We start from the raw sequence: 17,175 nt of genomic DNA, 5'->3' as shown, positions 1-17,175 counted from the left end.
GTTCATCTGCTTTCTATACTGAGTTGGGGAATTCTAGTATATCAGACGAACATGTCTTTTCTGTTGCACTTCATTTTACAATGCGGGAAAAAGAAAAAAACCAAAGAAAGACCTTTCTTCCTTTGGTTTGTCTACTGCTAATCTGTTAAGATTGCTAATGTTTCCAGCAGATTTTCAGCATTAACTTCAATCGTATCACCAGTTGATTTGATTTTGACTTCAACAATTCCATCTGCTGCTTTCTTGCCGACAGTTACACGGATCGGCAGACCAATAAGATCACTGTCGGAAAATTTGGAGCCAACTCGTTCGTTGCGATCGTCAGTCAAAACAGAATAATCAGCCTGCATCAGGTCTTCTTCAACTTTCTGCGTTAACTGCTGAGCAGCTTCGTCTTTGACATTGACCGTAATCAGATGAACATCAAATGGAGCAAGAGATCTTGGGAAATTAATTCCCCAGGCAAAGCGGTAGCCGCCTTTAGGTGTTTTATTGACAAAAATACGGGCACGCTGTTCAATAACTGCTGACAAAATCCTGCTGACACCGATACCGTAACTTCCCATTACTACAGGAATGGAACAGCCGTTTTCATCCAGAATATTAGCCCCCATGCTTTCGGAATAACGCGTTCCCAGTTTGAAAATATGTCCAATCTCAATACCGCGGGCAAACTTGAGAACACCCTTGCCGTCCGGAGATGTTTCGCCTTCACAAACTTCGCGAATATCTGCATAAACTGCTTTAAAGTCGCGTTCGGGATTAACTCCGGTCAAATGATAACCGTCTTCATTGGCACCGACAACGGCATTGCCTAAATTCTGAACGTTAAGATCCGCTATAATTGTAACATGTTCCGGCAGATTGACAGGACCCAAAGATCCAAATGAAGCACCGAAAATCGCTTTTGCTTCATCTTCCGTAGCAGGCTCCAAAAAGTCCGCTCCCAGATAGTTTTTCAGTTTAACATCGTTGATGCGGTCATTGCCCACAAGCAGGGCAGCAACAGGTGCATCATCTGCAATGAAAAGCAGGGTCTTGATGGTCTGTGATTCATCTATTCCTAAGAAATCTGCGACTTCGTCAATCGTCTTACAATCTGGAGTTTCAACACGCTGAACCTCTTCGTGGGAAACAACCTTTCCGCTTGGTCTGTACTCGCTCGTAGCCATCTCAAGGTTGGCAGCATAATCGGATTCACTTGAATAAGCAATGGTGTCCTCACCTGATATAAGCCATGATGAGAGTTCTGCTTTAATTTCTGACAAAACATCCTCGGGAATTTCTTCTATTGAAGCAATAGACTTATCAAGAACCAGCCAATGCTCTAAGTCAGTCCGATCCGGCGTAATTGCCATAAATTCCTGACTGTCCTTGCCGCCCATAGCGCCGCCATCACCGATAATGGCCTTAAAATCTAAACCAAGTCTGGTAAAAATCGCTTCGTATGCTGTGCGATAATCTTCATAAGTAACATCAAGACTGTCATAGTTAGCGTGAAAGCTGTAGCCATCTTTCATGATGAATTCACGAGTCCGAAGCAGACCGTTTCGGGGACGTTTTTCATCACGGTATTTTGCCTGAATCTGATAAAGATTCAAAGGCAGCTGCTTGTATGATTTGACAGAATCTCTGATCAAGCTGGTAAGGGTCTCCTCGTGCGTCGGTCCCAAAATAAAGTCTGACTGATCGCGGTTTTTTAACTTGTAGAGATCTTCTCCATAGGTTTCATAACGCCCCGATTCACGCCACAAATCAGCTGTCAAAAGAGCCGGAGCCAGCATCTCAACTGCCCCGATTTTGTCAAACTCCTCATGCATAATCTGTTTAATCTTTTCAATCACCCGGCTAGCTAAGGGCAGATAAGAATAAATCCCTGCCGACACTTGGCGAACATAACCTGCACGCACCATAAGCGCATGGCTGATAACCTGCGCATCACTTGGCATTTCGCGCAAGGTTGGGATTAACATATTACTTTGTTTCATTAAAAATTATTCTCCATCTAAATTAGTTTAGAAAAAAGCTCGCATAATATCATTCCAAGTCACTGCAATCATCAATGCGACCATGACCAAAACACCGGCGAGTGTAATGTAGGTTTCTGTTTCCTGCCTAAGCGGTTTTTTACGGATCGTTTCTATCAGATTGATTAAAATTTTTCCGCCGTCAAGAGCTGGAATTGGAATCAAATTAAAAATACCTAAGTTAATAGACAGCATTGCCATCAGGTTGAGAACAGGTGCTAAGCCTTCTCTGGCAGCTGTATTGCTCATCTGATAAATAGCAACCGGACCGCCCAATTTGTTAAGACTTGGCTGCAAGATGAGATTTTTCAGTGCATTTAATATGGCAAAGGCACCGTCCCAGGACATCTTAAACGCACCGACTATCTTATCCGCAAAACCGGTCTTCAAGCTCGGCATAACACCGATAACATAGCTGCCGTTGACTTTCCTTGGACAAACCTGTAATGTCTCAACACCTGTCTCAGTCTTAACTTTAAAAGGAATCGTCTCATGCTTGCCTAAATCAGTCGTTGATTCGGCCACTGCCTTGGTCAGATCTTCCCAGTTATCAACTTTATTTTTGCCAATCTGCAGAATCCGGTCGTTATCTTTGACACCCAGCCTTGCAACAGCACCGTCCGGGACTACTCTTACACGGTTACTGGAAGCATCTTGGACGCCGCCTTGCACAAAGACAAGGATGATAAAAACAAGAATTCCCAGAATAAAATTATTCATAGGACCCGCAAAATTAGTAATCAAACGCCCCCATACAGTAGCATTTTGGTATTGAACATCTAAAGGTGCAATTCTTATTTCTGTTCCGTCTTCTTCAACAATAGTTGCGTCATGGTCAACCGGATACGTCTTGGTTTCATCTAAAACAAGGCCGGTAATTTCCAGTCTGTTCTCTAAATCATAAGCGGTGACATTCATGGGCAGCGCTGTTTTGTCCAGCTGTTTATCAGACAGATTGATACGAATCACAGCTCCCTTATCATTAAGGGTCAAAGCAGCGGGTGCGCCTGTTTTGATCTCGGTTGTATCATCTCCCCAGCCTGCCATACGGACATAGCCGCCTAAAGGCAGCATGCGCAGCGTATAGGTCGTGCCGTCTTTGCCTTGATGGGCAAAAATCTTCGGCCCCATGCCGATTGCAAATTCTCGAACTAAAATTCCTGATTTTCTGGCAAAATAGAAATGCCCAAATTCATGGACAAGTACTATAATTCCAAAAATAATGATAAACGCAATTAATCCTGACATCGTTTCATTGCCTCCTTCTTAGAATAATCCAAAGAAGTGCATGATAGGGAAAACAAAAATCATACTGTCAAAGCGATCCAAAATACCGCCGTGCCCCGGTATCAGCTTACCTGAGTCTTTGACACCAAAATGACGTTTAATAGAACTTTCGACTAAATCACCAAACTGCGCAAAAATACTAAAGAGCACAACCAAAAGAAGCATGATAAAGAAATTATGAGGGGCATAGACATTTTTATCAAAAAGCATAAACACAAAGGCAATGACAACTGCTGACAAAATGCCGCCCAAACTTCCTTCAACCGTCTTATTGGGTGAAACAGCCGGCATCAGCTTGCGCTTGCCAAACTGCCGCCCAATCATATAAGCACCGATATCTGTTGCCCAGACAATAAACAAAGCCAAAAAGACTTTGTCAAGACCTGTGATGCGGGCATTGATAAGATTTTGAAAGCCTATTCCTACATAAAGACTGGAAGCAATCGGGAAAGCCGCGTCTTCAAAAGAGTAATGTCCGGTATTGAGAACTGTTCCTGCTAAAATCAGGAATACGACCAAGCTAAAAGAACTAAAATTGCCGTCAATGGGCAAAAAAGTTAAGTAGCTGCCTAAAGGCACTGTCAGCACAAAGGCTGCAAGCATTGTCAGGATGCCTTCGAATGAAAAGATTTCCAGGCCCTTCATTCTCAGCATTTCTGACACACCGATCATCGCTAAAATGCCGACAAAAAGCTGAAAAAAGATTCCTCCTAAGAACAAGAAAGGCAGAAAAACAGCTAAGGCCGCCCCTCCGAAAATAACTCGTTTCTGCATATGATAAACTCCTTCTAAACGCCGCCAAACCGACGGTGACGATGATTGAATTCTTCAATAGCCAAAAGCAGGGCATCCCTGTCAAAGTCAGGCCACAAAACCTCGGTGAAATAGAATTCACTGTAAGCGGACTGCCAAGGCAAGAAGTTGCTGAGCCGCATTTCTCCGCTGGTTCTGATGATTAAATCAGGATCCCGGTACAAGTAAGGAAGGCTGTCAGTCATCAGGTAGGCAGCAATAAGATCTTCTGTAATATCTCCGGGATTCAGGCGGGCATCCAAGACATCCTGAGCAATTAATTTTACAGCATTGGTGATCTCAGCACGGCCGCCGTAATTCAAGGCAAAATTTAAAATCAGCCCTGAATTGTGCCTGGTCATTTCTCGGGCACGCTCCAAAGCATCTAAAGTAGGCTTGGGCAGACCTTCCTTATCCCCGATGACCACGATACGAACATTGTTTTTGTGGAGTTTGGGGACATATTTGTCAAAAAATTCTACCGGCAGATTCATGATGAATTTGACTTCATCTTGAGGGCGGCTCCAGTTTTCCGTTGAAAAGGCGTAAACCGTCAGAACCTTAACTCCTAAATCTGAAGCAGCTATCGTCACTTTCTGCAAAGCGTCCATTCCCGCCTTATGCCCAAAAACACGCGGTTTTAAGCGTTTCTTAGCCCATCGCCCGTTGCCATCCATAATAATAGCAATATGATTGGGGATTTTGGCTAATTTGACATCTTGTTTTTTTCTCTTAAATGCAAACATTACTTTTCCTTAAAAAATACTATTATTTCTATTTTACCATAATTTGAGAATTGTGACCGTTCTTTCGCCTAAAAAACCCCAATCTGGCATGATTGAGGGGTTGGATTAGTATTATTCTTCAATAGCAGATTCTGTTTCTGAAGCGGTCTCTGACGCCTCAACTGCTTCATCTGCTTCTTCCTGCGGCAAAGATGCACTGTCTCCCTTAGCAATGACACGCTTGATTGCTGTCAATTCAAAAGGAAGGAATACTCCATCAACGTCAAGAACAATTTTTTTGCTGTCTTTATCCACTTCATCTACAACAGCGTACATGCCGCCAATAGTTACCACTTCGTCGCCTTTAGTGATTGCATCGAGCTGATTTTGGCGTTCCTGAGCCTGCTTTTTCTGAGACCGCTGCATCAAAAAAATCGCTCCAATAAGAACAGCAAACATAATAAGTGTCGTATAAGACATAGTTAATTCTCCTCATCATTTAAAGTCATCAAATACTATAACAAAATTAAGCCTTAAGAGCAAGAGGAAAGTCAGCAAAAAAATCCCTGAGAGCAGGGATTGTAAGCGTTAAGCCATAAAATCACGGATAGCTTCTTCTGAAAGCGACGAGTCACAAACCACCTTGATGTGACCATTTTGAGCTACCAAAAGCCCCGGAACAGTGTTGACAGAATAGGCACTGCGCAGTTCCTGAATCCCCTTTAAATCAGTTTGATCTTCACTGTTTAAAAAGGCGACTGCCTGATGGTCAGCTTTAGCTGCATTACTCAGCTTGGGTGCAAATCGCCGGCAGAAAGGACAGGTGGAGCGGCCGATAAAAAGAATAAACCGTTCACCGCTGTCAATTTGTTCTTGTGCTTCTTGAGCTGTCACCGGCTGAAAATCTTTTATATCTTCTGCAAAAGTTGACATATTTTTCCTCACTTCTTTCTTTAATATCCCTATGATAGCCCTTTTAAAATAACTTTTCAAGAATTGCGCTTAAAGAAAAGGCCTGCTATGCAGACCTTTTATCTTATAATCCTTCTACATTGTGATAAACTTTTTGGACATCGTCATCATCTTCAAGGACATCTACCAACTTTTCAAAGATTTCGAGATCTTCCCCTTCCAAAGCAACCTCAGACTGCGGAATCATTTCAAGTTCTGTAATCTGAAATTCTTCAATCCCTGAAGCACGCAAAGCTTCAAGTGCCTTATGCAGATCAGTCGGAGCCGTATAGACGGTAATGCTGCCGTCTTCTGCTTCAACGTCTTCCACATCAACATCTGCTTCTAAGAGCTGTTCAAAGACAGCATCAGCATCATTGCCTGCAAAAACAATAACACCTTTCTTATCAAACATGTAAGAAACAGAACCTGCAGCTCCCATGTTTCCTCCGTTTTTTCCGAAGGCAGCCCGAAGGTTTGCAGCTGTACGGTTAACATTTGATGTTAGTGTATCCACAATAATCATTGAGCCATTGGGGCCAAAGCCTTCATAACGTCCTTCAACAAAGGTTTCATCTGTATTTCCCTTGGCCTTATCAATCGCCTTATCAATAACGTGTTTAGGCACCTGCGCTTGCTTAGCGCGTTCAAGCACGAATTTCAAAGCTGAATTTGACTCCGGATCCGGATCACCTTGCTTGGCAGCCACATAGATCTCAACGCCAAACTTAGCATAGACCTTTGAGTTTGCGCCATCTTTAGCAGTCTTTTTTGCAACAATATTTGCCCATTTACGTCCCATGAAAGTCTCCTTTATCTTGATATAAAAGGACCGATTCAGCTCTTCAGCTTTGAATCCCGTCCTTTTTTATTTAAATTTCTTTTGGAAATAGCAGAAGCTATTCCTCAATAACTCTATTATTATAGCATTTTGAAAGAAGATAGTAAAATAGGAATTTCCTATCTCAAGTTAGCGGTTAGATTTGCTTTAGCAAAAAAAAGAGGACAAGACGTCCTCTCTCAGCGTAACAATTTTGCACACTTATTTTTAACACTTAGCAACTCTGCACACTATGGCAGGTATTTTCCTGATGCCAGATAGAGTTCATACCAGTCGTGATGAGACAGCGTAACCTTGCTGGCCTGTGCAGCTTCTTTGATATGTTCAGGATTCATGCTGCCGATGATGACTTGCATTTTAGCAGGATGGCGCAAAATCCACGCTAAAGCTACGGCTGCTTTTGTCACTCCTTCACGACGGGCAAATTTTTCCAAAACCTCATTTAATTCTGGGAATTTTGGATTATCAACAAAAGTTCCTTCAAAGAAACCGTATTGAAGCGGTGACCAGGCTTGAATCGTAATATCATGCAGCCGGCAGTAATCAAGAGCATCGCCGTCACGGTTGACAGACATCTCTGTTTCTTTATTATTCATGTAGAGCGGCTGATCAATCAGCTGGGATTGCTCCAAAGAAAGCTGCAGCTGGTTGAAAACCAGAGGCTGCTTAACATATTTTTTGAGCAAGTCAATTTGCAGGGGCATCAGATTGCTGACACCAAAATGGCGAACTTTACCGCTTTTTTCCAGTTCATCAAAAGCTGCCGCTACTTCTTCAGGATCAAAGAGTACATCCGGCCGATGAAGCAAAAGCGAATCTAAATAATCTGTCTGAAGACGTTCCAGACTTTCGTCAACGCTGGCTAAAATATTTTCCTTAGTCCAGTCAAATTCATTGCGTTCAAACCGCAGACCGCATTTAGACTGTAAAAAAATGTCCTCACGCTTGATACCTGTCAATTTAAAAGCCTCACCAAAACGCCGCTCGGCAGCACCGTCTTCACCATAACAAGTCGCATGGTCAAAAAAAGTAATACCGGCAGCAAAAGCAGTCTTAATAACCTTAGCTGCCTCTTCATTGCTCAGACTGGGCATGCGCATACAGCCTTGAATAAGTACCGGTACATTTTGCGGACCGTTTGCAATATTTATTGTTTTCATCTGCTCCTTTTCCTCCTTAGATAGATTAATACTATTATAACATAAAACCGTTTTCACTTGTGATTTTGATGATGTCCCTAAACTTAATGGCCAGGTTTGCAGCAGAAAACAAACTTTCATTTCTTTAGTTTTGACATCTGAATACAAAAAAATGAAGCGCAGCATTTTTACTGGACTTCATTTTTGATGGTTATCGGCACCCGTCCCCAGGTTTGCTCTGTGATTTTTGGGTTCCCCAGCTGATAGACCTGGTCGGCCTTCTGGGTCATGGGATCCCATGGTTCAGCGCCGATGCGAGAGATGATATCCACAGATTTCTTTAGCGTTTTAAGATGTTTGCGCCCTGTTTCGGTGAAGCCGAGAACATGGACTGCTCTCGGCAAGTCAGCTTCTCTGGCATTGAACAGGATATAGGTCAGGATGCGGCGCACACGCGCCTTGGTGTAGCGTTTGGTAGCAACTTTTTCCACCAGTTCTTCTGCCGTCGCTGCGCTCCGAATAGCTGAGCTGATACGGCTGGCCAGTTCCGCATTGACTTGAAAGATTTGAGTTAAATCCGGATGGGTCAAAATTTGATATTTCAACAGCTGGAAATAATTCTCCCAGGATACCTGCGGAGAACTTAAGATCAAGCCACTGCTGGGCGCAGACTTTTCCACAAATGACTTATCGGTGATGTGCCTGCGAATAGCCGTTGCCGAAGCAATCTCGATTTTCTCATCGGAATGATAGCCTGCCCCAATACGCCGGATAGGCTGCAGTTGGATGTTCTTCCCTGCGCAAGCTTTGGCGTAGGCAAGCCCAAGAATGTGGTTAGGTGTTTCTCCTGAGAATTTAACCCCCGCAAAGGTTTCCCACATTTTCTGTGTTTTCTGCGGATAGGACAGGTCATCTGGCAGCGTTTGGACAAAGGCCTCCATCTGCTCTGCCTTTTCTCCATAAACATCAGATAAGCACTGATAATCCAGCACTTCCTCCGTGCCAAAGTCCAGAGTATCAATGCCCAGCCGATGCAGGATAGTCACAGCACCTGCCGCAAAATAGTCAGCGGACTGCACGGAGACGAGAAAAGGCAGCTCCACCACAAGGTCGGCGCCATTTTCCAGCGCCATCTGCGCCCGGGTCCATTTATCAATAATAGCGGGCTCACCGCGCTGCACAAAGTTGCCGCTCATAACCACAATCTTTAGCCCTTGCGCCTGCTCCAGCAGATACTTGTGCCCATTATGAAAAGGATTAAATTCGGCGATGATGCCTATGATTGACATGAAGTGCTCCTTTCTAGATTTTTATCGCTCATTTTATCGCTCAAAATAATGAGCGATAAAATAACTATATTTTCTTAATGTTTTATTTTCCTGTCTGAATCAAGAGTACTTTCCATTCTCCACTTATTTACAAGCTCCATTGCCTCTTGATCATTAGCATACTCCATATCACCTTTATGATGATTCAAAACAAACGAAGCCAATTTAATTTATTCAATTTCGGTAAATTCATCTAATTTGTTCTTATCAAAACTTTGAATTGTATTATATATTTCATCTTGTGAAATATATTCAGAATAATGTTTTGTAGAAAAACTCCAACCATTCCCATCACTACCTCTCCATCTACTCGCCATCCCACAAATAAATTTTAGTTTATTCACTTCATTTTTAAACAACTCTTCCAAATAAACCTTGGCTCCATCTCTATCAAAACACTGCCACAAGTAGAAAATAATATTCATTTCATCTATATTCAAAAATGACTCAGAATCTGCAACCATACTAATCCTATCTACATAAATTCTCTCAAGCTTTTTAAGATGAGATAGGGTAATAATTTGGTTCTCTTCTTTTTCTGAATCTCCCGCTAATCTTCCATATGCAAGTTCTATCCTGTTGATGATTCGGGCCATCACACCACAAGTAGATTCATCAATATTTTCTACCGATGAACGAACGAGCCTATACTTTTCTTCCTCCGTTTTAAGCCTATCTATAATATCATATACAAGATATTCAGCCTTATCCCTTGCCGATATTGAAAAGATATATTTTTGCTCCTCACCTTTAAATTCACCTTGTAAATCAAGTATGACTGAAGCAAGTAAAGTCAAGCGAGCATATGGAATTTTATCAACTAATGCTTTTAATTCATCTAGAAAATAGACAATATTCCCCTGTATATTAATAATTTCAATAGTTGCTGTCAAATAGTTTTTTTCAAGTTCATATATACAGCTATTAATCATATTTCTAGAAACTTTTATATCTTCTAAATCAAACATAAAATACAATTCAAATCTTCTTTCATCTGCAACTCTCATACCAGCCCTCGCATCTGAAGATGACTGATAACTGTATTGGTGTTCCTTAGCATCTTTAGCAAATACAGGAAACATAGTTGAAACACAGCTTATTGCTAAATCAGGATCTAGACCTAATCTTTCAAACTCGTTATGATACGATTTTCTATAATCTGGTTTGTTATTACTATTTGACAAAAAGCCATGCATAAATCCTCCACAAACAGCATCCTTATTACTGGCAATCCATTTATATAATTCTGGTTCTAGTACCTCGAGAGTGGTAATCCCTAACATGTCCTCAAAGGAAGTTTCCTGATAAACTAAACTATATCTAAATTGAAATGTATTAATTACTCTATTAACATCTCTTAAAGTATGAATAAATGGCTCAATGCAGTTTCTGAAAACATTACTCCAATAATTTTCATCCCACTCTACTTTATTATGAAGATTATCAATAACCTGACCAAGTTTAGTAAAAAATATATTATGTAATTTTGATTTTCTTAATTCTGGCAATTCAAATGGTATTTGAATAATTTTTTCTAAGTATTCATTTCCATCTATATTATGTACTTCTGTTAAAGCACTACGAACTACATTTCTATCCATAGCTAATACATATATTACATTAGGAAAATCAGCTACTTGTTTTACTAATTGAAAAATATCTCTAATTTGTGAATTAGTTAGTCGGTCTATATCATCAATTACAATAATAATCTTTTTACCAACTTCAATCAGTGCTCTTTCAAGAATTTCTCTCGTCTTATCTAAATCGGTACCTTGTATCCATCTATCTCCTAAGCTTTTCGCAAACATCTTTGCCACTATAGCACCCGTACTGAGTACTGGAACAGTTGACAGCACATCAAAAGCACTTGAATAATCTCTTAATGCTTTTCCTACCTTCTTTTTAATTTCTTCATTATCTTGAACTTCTATTTTATTTTTCAAACTTTGAAAAAATAGACTAATAAGATTATCCTTATCAGAGTAATTCCATGGAGCAAATTTCATTATCAATGGCTTATTTTCATCATTTTTCGAAAACTTAATAATTTCATTTTCTGCCATATTAATAACAGAAGTCTTGCCAGTTCCCCATTTCCCGAATAAACCTATTACTAAACCATCTTTTCCACTATACTCATAGATTGCTTTCCCCAATTGCCTTGAAAATGATGATCTGCCTAATAAATCATCTTCTGCTGTATGAATTGGTCTATCTGTACTATAATCCATATTTCTACTCCTGTTTTATCTATAAAATTAATTATAAGTCAAAAAATTTCTCTTACCTATTTTTATAGTTTTTGCAAAATTAATAACTTAACTAAGCCGACTCATTATAATCTCTAGACATAAAATTTACTTTTTCTTTTTTTCCATTATATCACAAAAAGCCCTTAATTTAGGGCTCTTCAGGTGTTTTACAAGACACAACGATTTTACTAGTTCTCATTTTCTGCATAGGATAATATATTCAAATAAGTATCTAGGCATTCATTAAGACAACGTGCGAATAGATTTTCCATTGCCGATAGGTTCATTTTGCATGAAAATCATCAAATGTTTGGTAACAGGCCAATCTCATAATCTTGCAGTTTGATTATTCCCATCAATGAACGAAAGGATACTCAAATGAAAAACTCAGCACTGTTTAAAAGCACTGAATTCTGTTTTTCTACATCCCTACTTCTCACACACAAAAAACCAGCGCTTGCTTGTTGCTGTCGGTTCCTTATCTTCAAAGTCCGCATAGACTGTCACCTTTTTGAAGCCTGTCTGCTCCAGCAAGATGTCATAGGTTAAAATTTCATAGGTGCGTTCTTCGTGGACCTCATCGTAGCGCGTGAAACGCCCGTCTTCGTCCTGAATGAAAAAGGTCAGCTCGTGGACAACCGAATGTGGTGCCTCGTCCTCATAAGTATCCCATACCATGGCAAAGTCTTCGGCATTTTCATGGTAAGAATAGCCCGGGAAAACCTCGTCCGTCTGATAAGTCGAATGCACATCAAAAATGAAAATCCCGCCATCATTAAGATGCGCGTAAACTTGCGCAAAAACATCGCCAACCTCCACCTCATCCTGCAAATAGCAGAGCGAATCCGAATAACAGGTTACAAAATCAAAGTTGCTAATAGAAGATAAATCCAGCATATTGCCCTGCACAAAAGGAATGTCTAAGTGCGCCTCCTCAGCACGTTTTCGTGCCAGATCCAGCATATCCGCACTCAAATCCAGTCCGGTCACATCAAAACCAGCCTGCTTGAAGCGAATAGACTGAATACCAGTGCCGCAGGCCAGCTCTAGGAGTTTCTTGTTTTCTTTATCTTGTGGCAAATGGCGGAGCGAAAAGTCGGTCCAGAGATCGTAGAGCAAATCGTCCATGATAGCATCGTAAACCGATGCAAATTTTTCGTAATTTTTTTCCATAATATATGTCGTTTTTGATTGTTGCTTTAGGCAGTAGGGGCAGAAGCGAAGCTTCGGTCGCTAATACTTTCTATTCAGTGGTCAAAAACCTTGCCAGACGGCAAGGTTATCTTTTAGGCTAAGTATTCTGATACGTCCACCAGCGGCGCTTCGTGCCAGAGTTTTTCAAGGTTGTAGTGGAGACGCTCTTCTTCTGAAAAGATATGCACAACCACATCATTGAGATCAAGCAGCACCCAGCCGCCTTTTGAGTCACCTTCGATATGGCTGGCATCGCCGCCTGCAGCGATTACCTGCTCACGAATATTATCAGCAATAGCTTCCAGCTGACGGCTGTTGGTCGCGTGCATAATAACAAAATAATCTGTCAAGGTCGTCAGCCCTTGTAAATCTAATACGACAATATCTTCAGCCCGCTTTTCATCAGCAGCCTTGACGATGATTTCTAATAACTCTTTGTCCTTCATCTAATCCTCTCTTAAATAATCTACATAAGCATTATAAGTTTCCAGTGTTTGCGGATAAATCGGCACAGCCAGATGTGCTAAATGTTCAACTGTGTGTGCCGTTTCATAGGCCACCGCCTTATCCAGCGACTCCTCAGCAATCTCACGCGCCCTGTCTACACCGGGAAAATCGCGATTAGCCTCAACATAATCCGCCACATAGACAATCTTATCCAAAGTTGTCATGTGGCTGCTTCCGACCGTATGGATTTCGATAGCCCGCAAAATCTCCTTGTCTTTTAACCCTAAATCTTCTTGAATCTTGTAAATGCCGACCATACCGTGCCAGACTTCATTACCCCAATTTTTAAGGTCAGAATCGAGGTCATACTTGTCAATTAAAGCAAGGAAGTCCTCATCGGACAGCTCCTTGGCATAATCGTGCAAGAGTCCTGCAAGCCCTGCCTTTTCAGTATCATAGCCATTGATTTCAGCCAAGTAGACACTGGCTTTTTCAACACCCAGCATATGTTTCAAGCGCTTTTTGGAAAGCTTGGCCTTTAATTTTTCTAACAGACTCTCACGCGTCAGACCGATATAAGTTTCATAGGTCATTGATACAGTCCTTCTTTCTCAATGTAGTCCAGAACCGGCTTGGGCAATAGAAAATTGGGCTTCCGATTTTTACGGATAAACTCTCTCAGCATGCTGGATGAAATATCCATCAATGGCACATCCACCCAAATCACCGGATAAGAAGTCCCGGCCTTATACTTAGGCCGCTGAACACCGACAAACTGCACCAGCTGCACTAATTCGTCAATCCTGTGCCATTTAGGCAGATAGTCAACCATATCAGCACCGATGATGAAATAATAATCAACATCCGGATTTTTTTCAGTCAGCAGTTTCATGGTGTCGTACGTATAGGAGACTCCTTTGCGTTCCAGCTCAATCGTTTCAATATCAAGCCCTTCAATACCTTCAATCGCCAGCTGCAGCATCTTTAGACGGTGCTTTTCATCAATGGTTTCTTTCTTATCAACATGAGGCGGTATAAACTCAGGCATCAAAAGCACCTGATCAAGTCCCAGCTGCTGCCTTACCTGATCCGCAACAAGCAAATGGGCATTGTGGACAGGATTAAAATTGCCTCCCAAAATACCAACCTGTTTACGATTGCTTTCTTTTTTTTCTTCTTCCAATTCCACCTTGGTAAAAGGTGTCAACAGTTCTAAAGCCATCTTGCCTCCACTATCAAAATCAACTCTTTAGATTGTTTTAACTTTAGCTGAAATTTTCCGATTTTCCTTGCGGCTGGATTCCTTGTACAGAATCAAAATACGGCCGATTTTCAAAACTGTCTCAAGACCGATTTCCTCTTCCAGAATCTCTGCAACGTCATGGATATCCTCATCCGTATTCTGCAAAAGCGTCACCTTGATCAGTTCGCGTGCATCCAGAGCCTTTCGGATACTTGTTTTAATTTGATCGTTGAGGCCGTTCTTGCCGATTTGGACAATCGGCTTAAGCGAATGGGCTTCACTCTTTAAAAAAGCTCTTTGTTTACTTGTTAATGCCATAATCTTCCTTTATGTTTTTATATTAATGCTTTTCGTGTCACTACAGCGACGCCCTGCGGTGCCCAAGCAGCAATCCTTGCTGGTCCTTTGACCCGAATCCAGCCTAAGCCGGAAAAGACAACATCCGTCTTTTCTTTAAGGGTAAACTCATGTTTCACCAGCTGCGGGAAATCTTCCAGTTCTTTCTTGTCCGGCGGTGTCAAAAGACCGCCAACATGCTTATCATAAAAAGCATCTGCCCCTCTTGATTTGGTCCGATGAAGCTGCAGATTATTGTCAAAATAAGCGGTAAAGCCCTGCTTCTCACCGGCAATAAAATCAAAGCGGCCCAAACCGCCTAAAAAGAGGGTCTGTTCAGGATTAAGCTGATAGGTTTTAGGCTTGATTTCCTTTTTAGGACTGATGTATTTGAGCGCCTTGCCCGACAGGTAATGAGCCATCTGATGGCGGTGGATAATCCCCGGTGTATCAAAGATATAGCTGCCGTCATCCAGCGGAATTTCGATTTTATCCAGCGTCGTTCCCGGAAAGCGTGAAGTGGTAATCACATCCTTGTTCCCGGTAATCTCCCTAATGATAGCGTTAATCAGCGTTGACTTGCCGACATTGGTAACGCCGACCACATAAACATCACGGCCCTTACGCAGCTCTTCAATACGCTCTATCAATTCCTTGATGGCATAATGATTTTGCGCACTGGTCAAGAGAACATCAACCGGACGAAGGCCTTCCTCATGAGCTCGCTCTTTCAGCCACTGTTTTACCTTAGCAGCCTTTACAGATTTAGGCAGAATGTCAGCTTTATTGCCGATCAAAAGAACATCATTGCCGGAGACAAAGCGCGGCAGACCGGGAATAACTGATCCGTTGAAGTCAAAAATATCAACCACATTAACAACAAGCGCATGGCTGTCGCCCACTTCGTGCAAAAGCTTCAAAAAAGCATCATCAGAGATATGCACATCGGTGATTTCATTGTAGTGACGCAGCCGAAAACAGCGCTGGCAATAGACTTCGTTTGTTTCCAATCCCTTTTCTAAAGCCGATTGAGGTGTGTAACCTGCTTGATCTTTTTCCTGCGTTTGAATTTGGGCTCCGCAGCCGATACAAAATAATGCTTCCACTTAGATTTCCTTTTTGTATACGAATTTACCGTATTTTTCTTCAATTTTTTTCCAAACCCGGCGCTCACGCGCACGATTAAACTTGGTATTCCAGGCATCGGATTCAACCAGAGGTTTCACTAAAATACTCCTGATTCCCGCTCGGTGAGCCGCACGAATATCTGTCATAAGCTGATCTCCGACCATGACCACTTCATCTTTTGAAAAGCCATAGCGGCTGACCGCCGCATTAATCCCATGTGCAAAAGGCTTCATGGCCCGACTGACAAAGTCCACATGAAACCGCTCTACCGCACGTCTGACACGCGCATGGCTGTTATTGGAAACCACAACTACCGGCATATCAGCCTCAGTCATACTGTCCAGCCACTCACGCAGCTCGGGTGTTCCATCCGGATGATTCCAGGCGATTAAGGTATTGTCCAGATCCACAAGAACGGCCTTAATTCCGTGTTTTCGCAGGCTATCAGGGGTCAAATCGTAAACAGCTTCCACCACAAAATCGGGTCGATAATTTTCAATACTCACAGACTTCTCCAAATAAAATAGTACCCTTTATTTTAACATATTTTTTACAAAATAGCAGGGCTTTGAGGTAGAGAAAAAAGAAGTAAGTTTTTCAGCTTACCTCTCTTTACGTGACAACTAATGACTTTCTTTTTCTTCAAGAACCTTTCTTGACTGTTAAGCTCTTTCCCACCGGTTATCTCCTGAAAATCCTTTCTATAACTCATCCGTTTTATAAAGTGTATAGCCTTCATAGTAATAACTATGGTCAACGCCTTTCATGTAAATCTCACGACTGTCCACCCGATCGGTCAGCGCCTGCCGTAAAATATGTTTAATCTCAATATCTCGAATAGGGCTGCGCTCCATTGCTAATAAGTAGTCATCTTTATCAACTAAAGACCAGTCTGCCACCCAACCGAGCTCATGTTTTAATAAATGATCCAGCCACAAGCGCATGCTGCGGCCGTTGCCTTCACGAAAAGGATGGGCAATATTCATCTCTACATATTTTTCAATAATCTCATCAAAGGTGGACTGGGGCATTTTATCAATATTAGCTAATGCTTGCTCCAGATAAACAAGAGAAGCAAAGCGAAAATTTCCTTTGGCTAAATTGACTGTGCGAAGCTCCCCCACAAAGTCATAAACATCTTCAAACAGAAAGCGGTGAATAAAGGCCAATGTATCGTAAGTCCCGGCTTTTTGAGACCTGAGCAGATCTTTTTCAAAGAGACATTTGGCACGTTCCTTACTGATTTTTTCCTCAGCTCGCGCCAGCTCCGGAGATGATGTCAAGCCTAGTTTATTTTCTAATACCATATCTGTTCACCTCCTAAATAAACAGTTGCCGCAAAAGCCATTTTTAAGCTCCTGTAACAGATAACCATCATATTATAATGTCCTCATTTTTACTTCTTCACTTGATTATAAAATAAAACAAAGAAAAAGCAAGCACTTTTTGCTTGCTCAGGTTGTAGACAATCTCCCAAAACTA

17 protein-coding genes and 1 pseudogene are annotated in these 17,175 nt (G+C 41.6%); all 18 read right to left on the bottom strand.

Annotation, left to right across the window (positions count from 1 at the left end; all coding sequences use genetic code 11):
* Positions 1-137 precede the first annotated feature (137 nt).
* Positions 138-1,988, bottom strand: coding sequence for a proline--tRNA ligase (locus AC4HAN_RS08205; RefSeq protein WP_491092086.1), 1,851 nt, complete (start codon positions 1,986-1,988; stop codon positions 138-140).
* Positions 1,989-2,015: 27 nt separating this feature from the next.
* Positions 2,016-3,275, bottom strand: coding sequence for a M50 family metallopeptidase (locus AC4HAN_RS08200; RefSeq protein ID WP_491092085.1), 1,260 nt, complete (start codon positions 3,273-3,275; stop codon positions 2,016-2,018).
* Positions 3,276-3,293: 18 nt separating this feature from the next.
* On the bottom strand, positions 3,294-4,088 hold the full coding sequence (locus AC4HAN_RS08195) for a phosphatidate cytidylyltransferase (RefSeq protein ID WP_491092084.1): 795 nt from the start codon (positions 4,086-4,088) through the stop codon (positions 3,294-3,296).
* Between the two features lie 14 nt (positions 4,089-4,102).
* Entirely contained in the window at positions 4,103-4,852 is a 750-nt protein-coding gene (gene uppS, locus AC4HAN_RS08190; RefSeq protein WP_491092083.1) for an undecaprenyl pyrophosphate synthase, read from the bottom strand.
* A gap of 111 nt (positions 4,853-4,963) precedes the next feature.
* A complete protein-coding gene (gene yajC / locus AC4HAN_RS08185) occupies positions 4,964-5,311 on the bottom strand; it encodes a preprotein translocase subunit YajC (protein ID WP_491092082.1) in 348 nt (115 codons plus the stop codon).
* Between the two features lie 108 nt (positions 5,312-5,419).
* Positions 5,420-5,764, bottom strand: coding sequence for a DUF6568 family protein (locus AC4HAN_RS08180; protein WP_491092081.1), 345 nt, complete (start codon positions 5,762-5,764; stop codon positions 5,420-5,422).
* 103 nt (positions 5,765-5,867) lie between these two features.
* Entirely contained in the window at positions 5,868-6,584 is a 717-nt protein-coding gene (locus AC4HAN_RS08175) for a YebC/PmpR family DNA-binding transcriptional regulator (protein ID WP_491092080.1), read from the bottom strand.
* Between the two features lie 269 nt (positions 6,585-6,853).
* A complete protein-coding gene (locus AC4HAN_RS08170) occupies positions 6,854-7,783 on the bottom strand; it encodes an aldo/keto reductase (RefSeq protein WP_491092079.1) in 930 nt (309 codons plus the stop codon).
* Positions 7,784-7,950: 167 nt separating this feature from the next.
* Entirely contained in the window at positions 7,951-9,051 is a 1,101-nt protein-coding gene (locus AC4HAN_RS08165) for a nucleotidyltransferase (protein WP_491092078.1), read from the bottom strand.
* Between the two features lie 209 nt (positions 9,052-9,260).
* Complete coding sequence (locus tag AC4HAN_RS08160) at positions 9,261-11,324, bottom strand: KAP family P-loop NTPase fold protein (protein ID WP_491092077.1); 2,064 nt, start codon at positions 11,322-11,324, stop codon at positions 9,261-9,263.
* 450 nt (positions 11,325-11,774) lie between these two features.
* Positions 11,775-12,524, bottom strand: a pseudogene (locus AC4HAN_RS08155) (class I SAM-dependent DNA methyltransferase); the annotation flags it as partial.
* 107 nt (positions 12,525-12,631) lie between these two features.
* Positions 12,632-12,985 carry a ribosome silencing factor gene (rsfS, locus tag AC4HAN_RS08150; RefSeq protein ID WP_491092076.1) on the bottom strand — a complete coding sequence of 118 codons (354 nt, stop codon included), beginning with the start codon at positions 12,983-12,985 and terminating at the stop codon, positions 12,632-12,634.
* Positions 12,986-13,579 carry a bis(5'-nucleosyl)-tetraphosphatase (symmetrical) YqeK gene (yqeK, locus tag AC4HAN_RS08145; protein WP_491092075.1) on the bottom strand — a complete coding sequence of 198 codons (594 nt, stop codon included), beginning with the start codon at positions 13,577-13,579 and terminating at the stop codon, positions 12,986-12,988.
* A complete protein-coding gene (locus AC4HAN_RS08140) occupies positions 13,576-14,208 on the bottom strand; it encodes a nicotinate-nucleotide adenylyltransferase (protein ID WP_491092074.1) in 633 nt (210 codons plus the stop codon). Before AC4HAN_RS08140 ends, yqeK begins: the two co-directional genes overlap by 4 nt.
* A gap of 27 nt (positions 14,209-14,235) precedes the next feature.
* Positions 14,236-14,547, bottom strand: coding sequence for a ribosome assembly RNA-binding protein YhbY (yhbY, locus tag AC4HAN_RS08135; protein WP_491092073.1), 312 nt, complete (start codon positions 14,545-14,547; stop codon positions 14,236-14,238).
* 17 nt (positions 14,548-14,564) lie between these two features.
* Positions 14,565-15,671 carry a ribosome biogenesis GTPase YqeH gene (gene yqeH, locus AC4HAN_RS08130; RefSeq protein WP_491092072.1) on the bottom strand — a complete coding sequence of 369 codons (1,107 nt, stop codon included), beginning with the start codon at positions 15,669-15,671 and terminating at the stop codon, positions 14,565-14,567.
* Positions 15,672-16,199 carry a YqeG family HAD IIIA-type phosphatase gene (locus AC4HAN_RS08125; protein ID WP_491092071.1) on the bottom strand — a complete coding sequence of 176 codons (528 nt, stop codon included), beginning with the start codon at positions 16,197-16,199 and terminating at the stop codon, positions 15,672-15,674.
* Positions 16,200-16,394: 195 nt separating this feature from the next.
* Positions 16,395-17,000, bottom strand: a complete 606-nt coding sequence (gene fic, locus AC4HAN_RS08120; protein ID WP_491092070.1) for a protein adenylyltransferase Fic — start codon at positions 16,998-17,000, stop codon at positions 16,395-16,397.
* Between the last annotated feature and the right edge of the window lie 175 nt (positions 17,001-17,175).

Source organism: Streptococcus sp. ELY_86, from assembly GCF_058314495.1.
The sequence above is the reverse complement of the archived record's forward strand: the minus strand, read 5'-3'. Positions and strand labels throughout refer to the sequence as shown.

What these genes read in the sequence shown, in the direction of transcription:
- AC4HAN_RS08205 (WP_491092086.1), bottom strand. Translation starts at nt 1,988, where the DNA reads ATGAAACAAAGTAATATGTTAATCCCAACCTTGCGCGAAATGCCAAGT.
- AC4HAN_RS08200 (WP_491092085.1), bottom strand. Translation starts at nt 3,275, where the DNA reads ATGTCAGGATTAATTGCGTTTATCATTATTTTTGGAATTATAGTACTT.
- AC4HAN_RS08195 (WP_491092084.1), bottom strand. Translation starts at nt 4,088, where the DNA reads ATGCAGAAACGAGTTATTTTCGGAGGGGCGGCCTTAGCTGTTTTTCTG.
- uppS (WP_491092083.1), bottom strand. Translation starts at nt 4,852, where the DNA reads ATGTTTGCATTTAAGAGAAAAAAACAAGATGTCAAATTAGCCAAAATC.
- yajC (WP_491092082.1), bottom strand. Translation starts at nt 5,311, where the DNA reads ATGTCTTATACGACACTTATTATGTTTGCTGTTCTTATTGGAGCGATT.
- AC4HAN_RS08180 (WP_491092081.1), bottom strand. Translation starts at nt 5,764, where the DNA reads ATGTCAACTTTTGCAGAAGATATAAAAGATTTTCAGCCGGTGACAGCT.
- AC4HAN_RS08175 (WP_491092080.1), bottom strand. Translation starts at nt 6,584, where the DNA reads ATGGGACGTAAATGGGCAAATATTGTTGCAAAAAAGACTGCTAAAGAT.
- AC4HAN_RS08170 (WP_491092079.1), bottom strand. Translation starts at nt 7,783, where the DNA reads ATGAAAACAATAAATATTGCAAACGGTCCGCAAAATGTACCGGTACTT.
- AC4HAN_RS08165 (WP_491092078.1), bottom strand. Translation starts at nt 9,051, where the DNA reads ATGTCAATCATAGGCATCATCGCCGAATTTAATCCTTTTCATAATGGG.
- AC4HAN_RS08160 (WP_491092077.1), bottom strand. Translation starts at nt 11,324, where the DNA reads ATGGATTATAGTACAGATAGACCAATTCATACAGCAGAAGATGATTTA.
- rsfS (WP_491092076.1), bottom strand. Translation starts at nt 12,985, where the DNA reads ATGAAGGACAAAGAGTTATTAGAAATCATCGTCAAGGCTGCTGATGAA.
- yqeK (WP_491092075.1), bottom strand. Translation starts at nt 13,579, where the DNA reads ATGACCTATGAAACTTATATCGGTCTGACGCGTGAGAGTCTGTTAGAA.
- AC4HAN_RS08140 (WP_491092074.1), bottom strand. Translation starts at nt 14,208, where the DNA reads ATGGCTTTAGAACTGTTGACACCTTTTACCAAGGTGGAATTGGAAGAA.
- yhbY (WP_491092073.1), bottom strand. Translation starts at nt 14,547, where the DNA reads ATGGCATTAACAAGTAAACAAAGAGCTTTTTTAAAGAGTGAAGCCCAT.
- fic (WP_491092070.1), bottom strand. Translation starts at nt 17,000, where the DNA reads ATGGTATTAGAAAATAAACTAGGCTTGACATCATCTCCGGAGCTGGCG.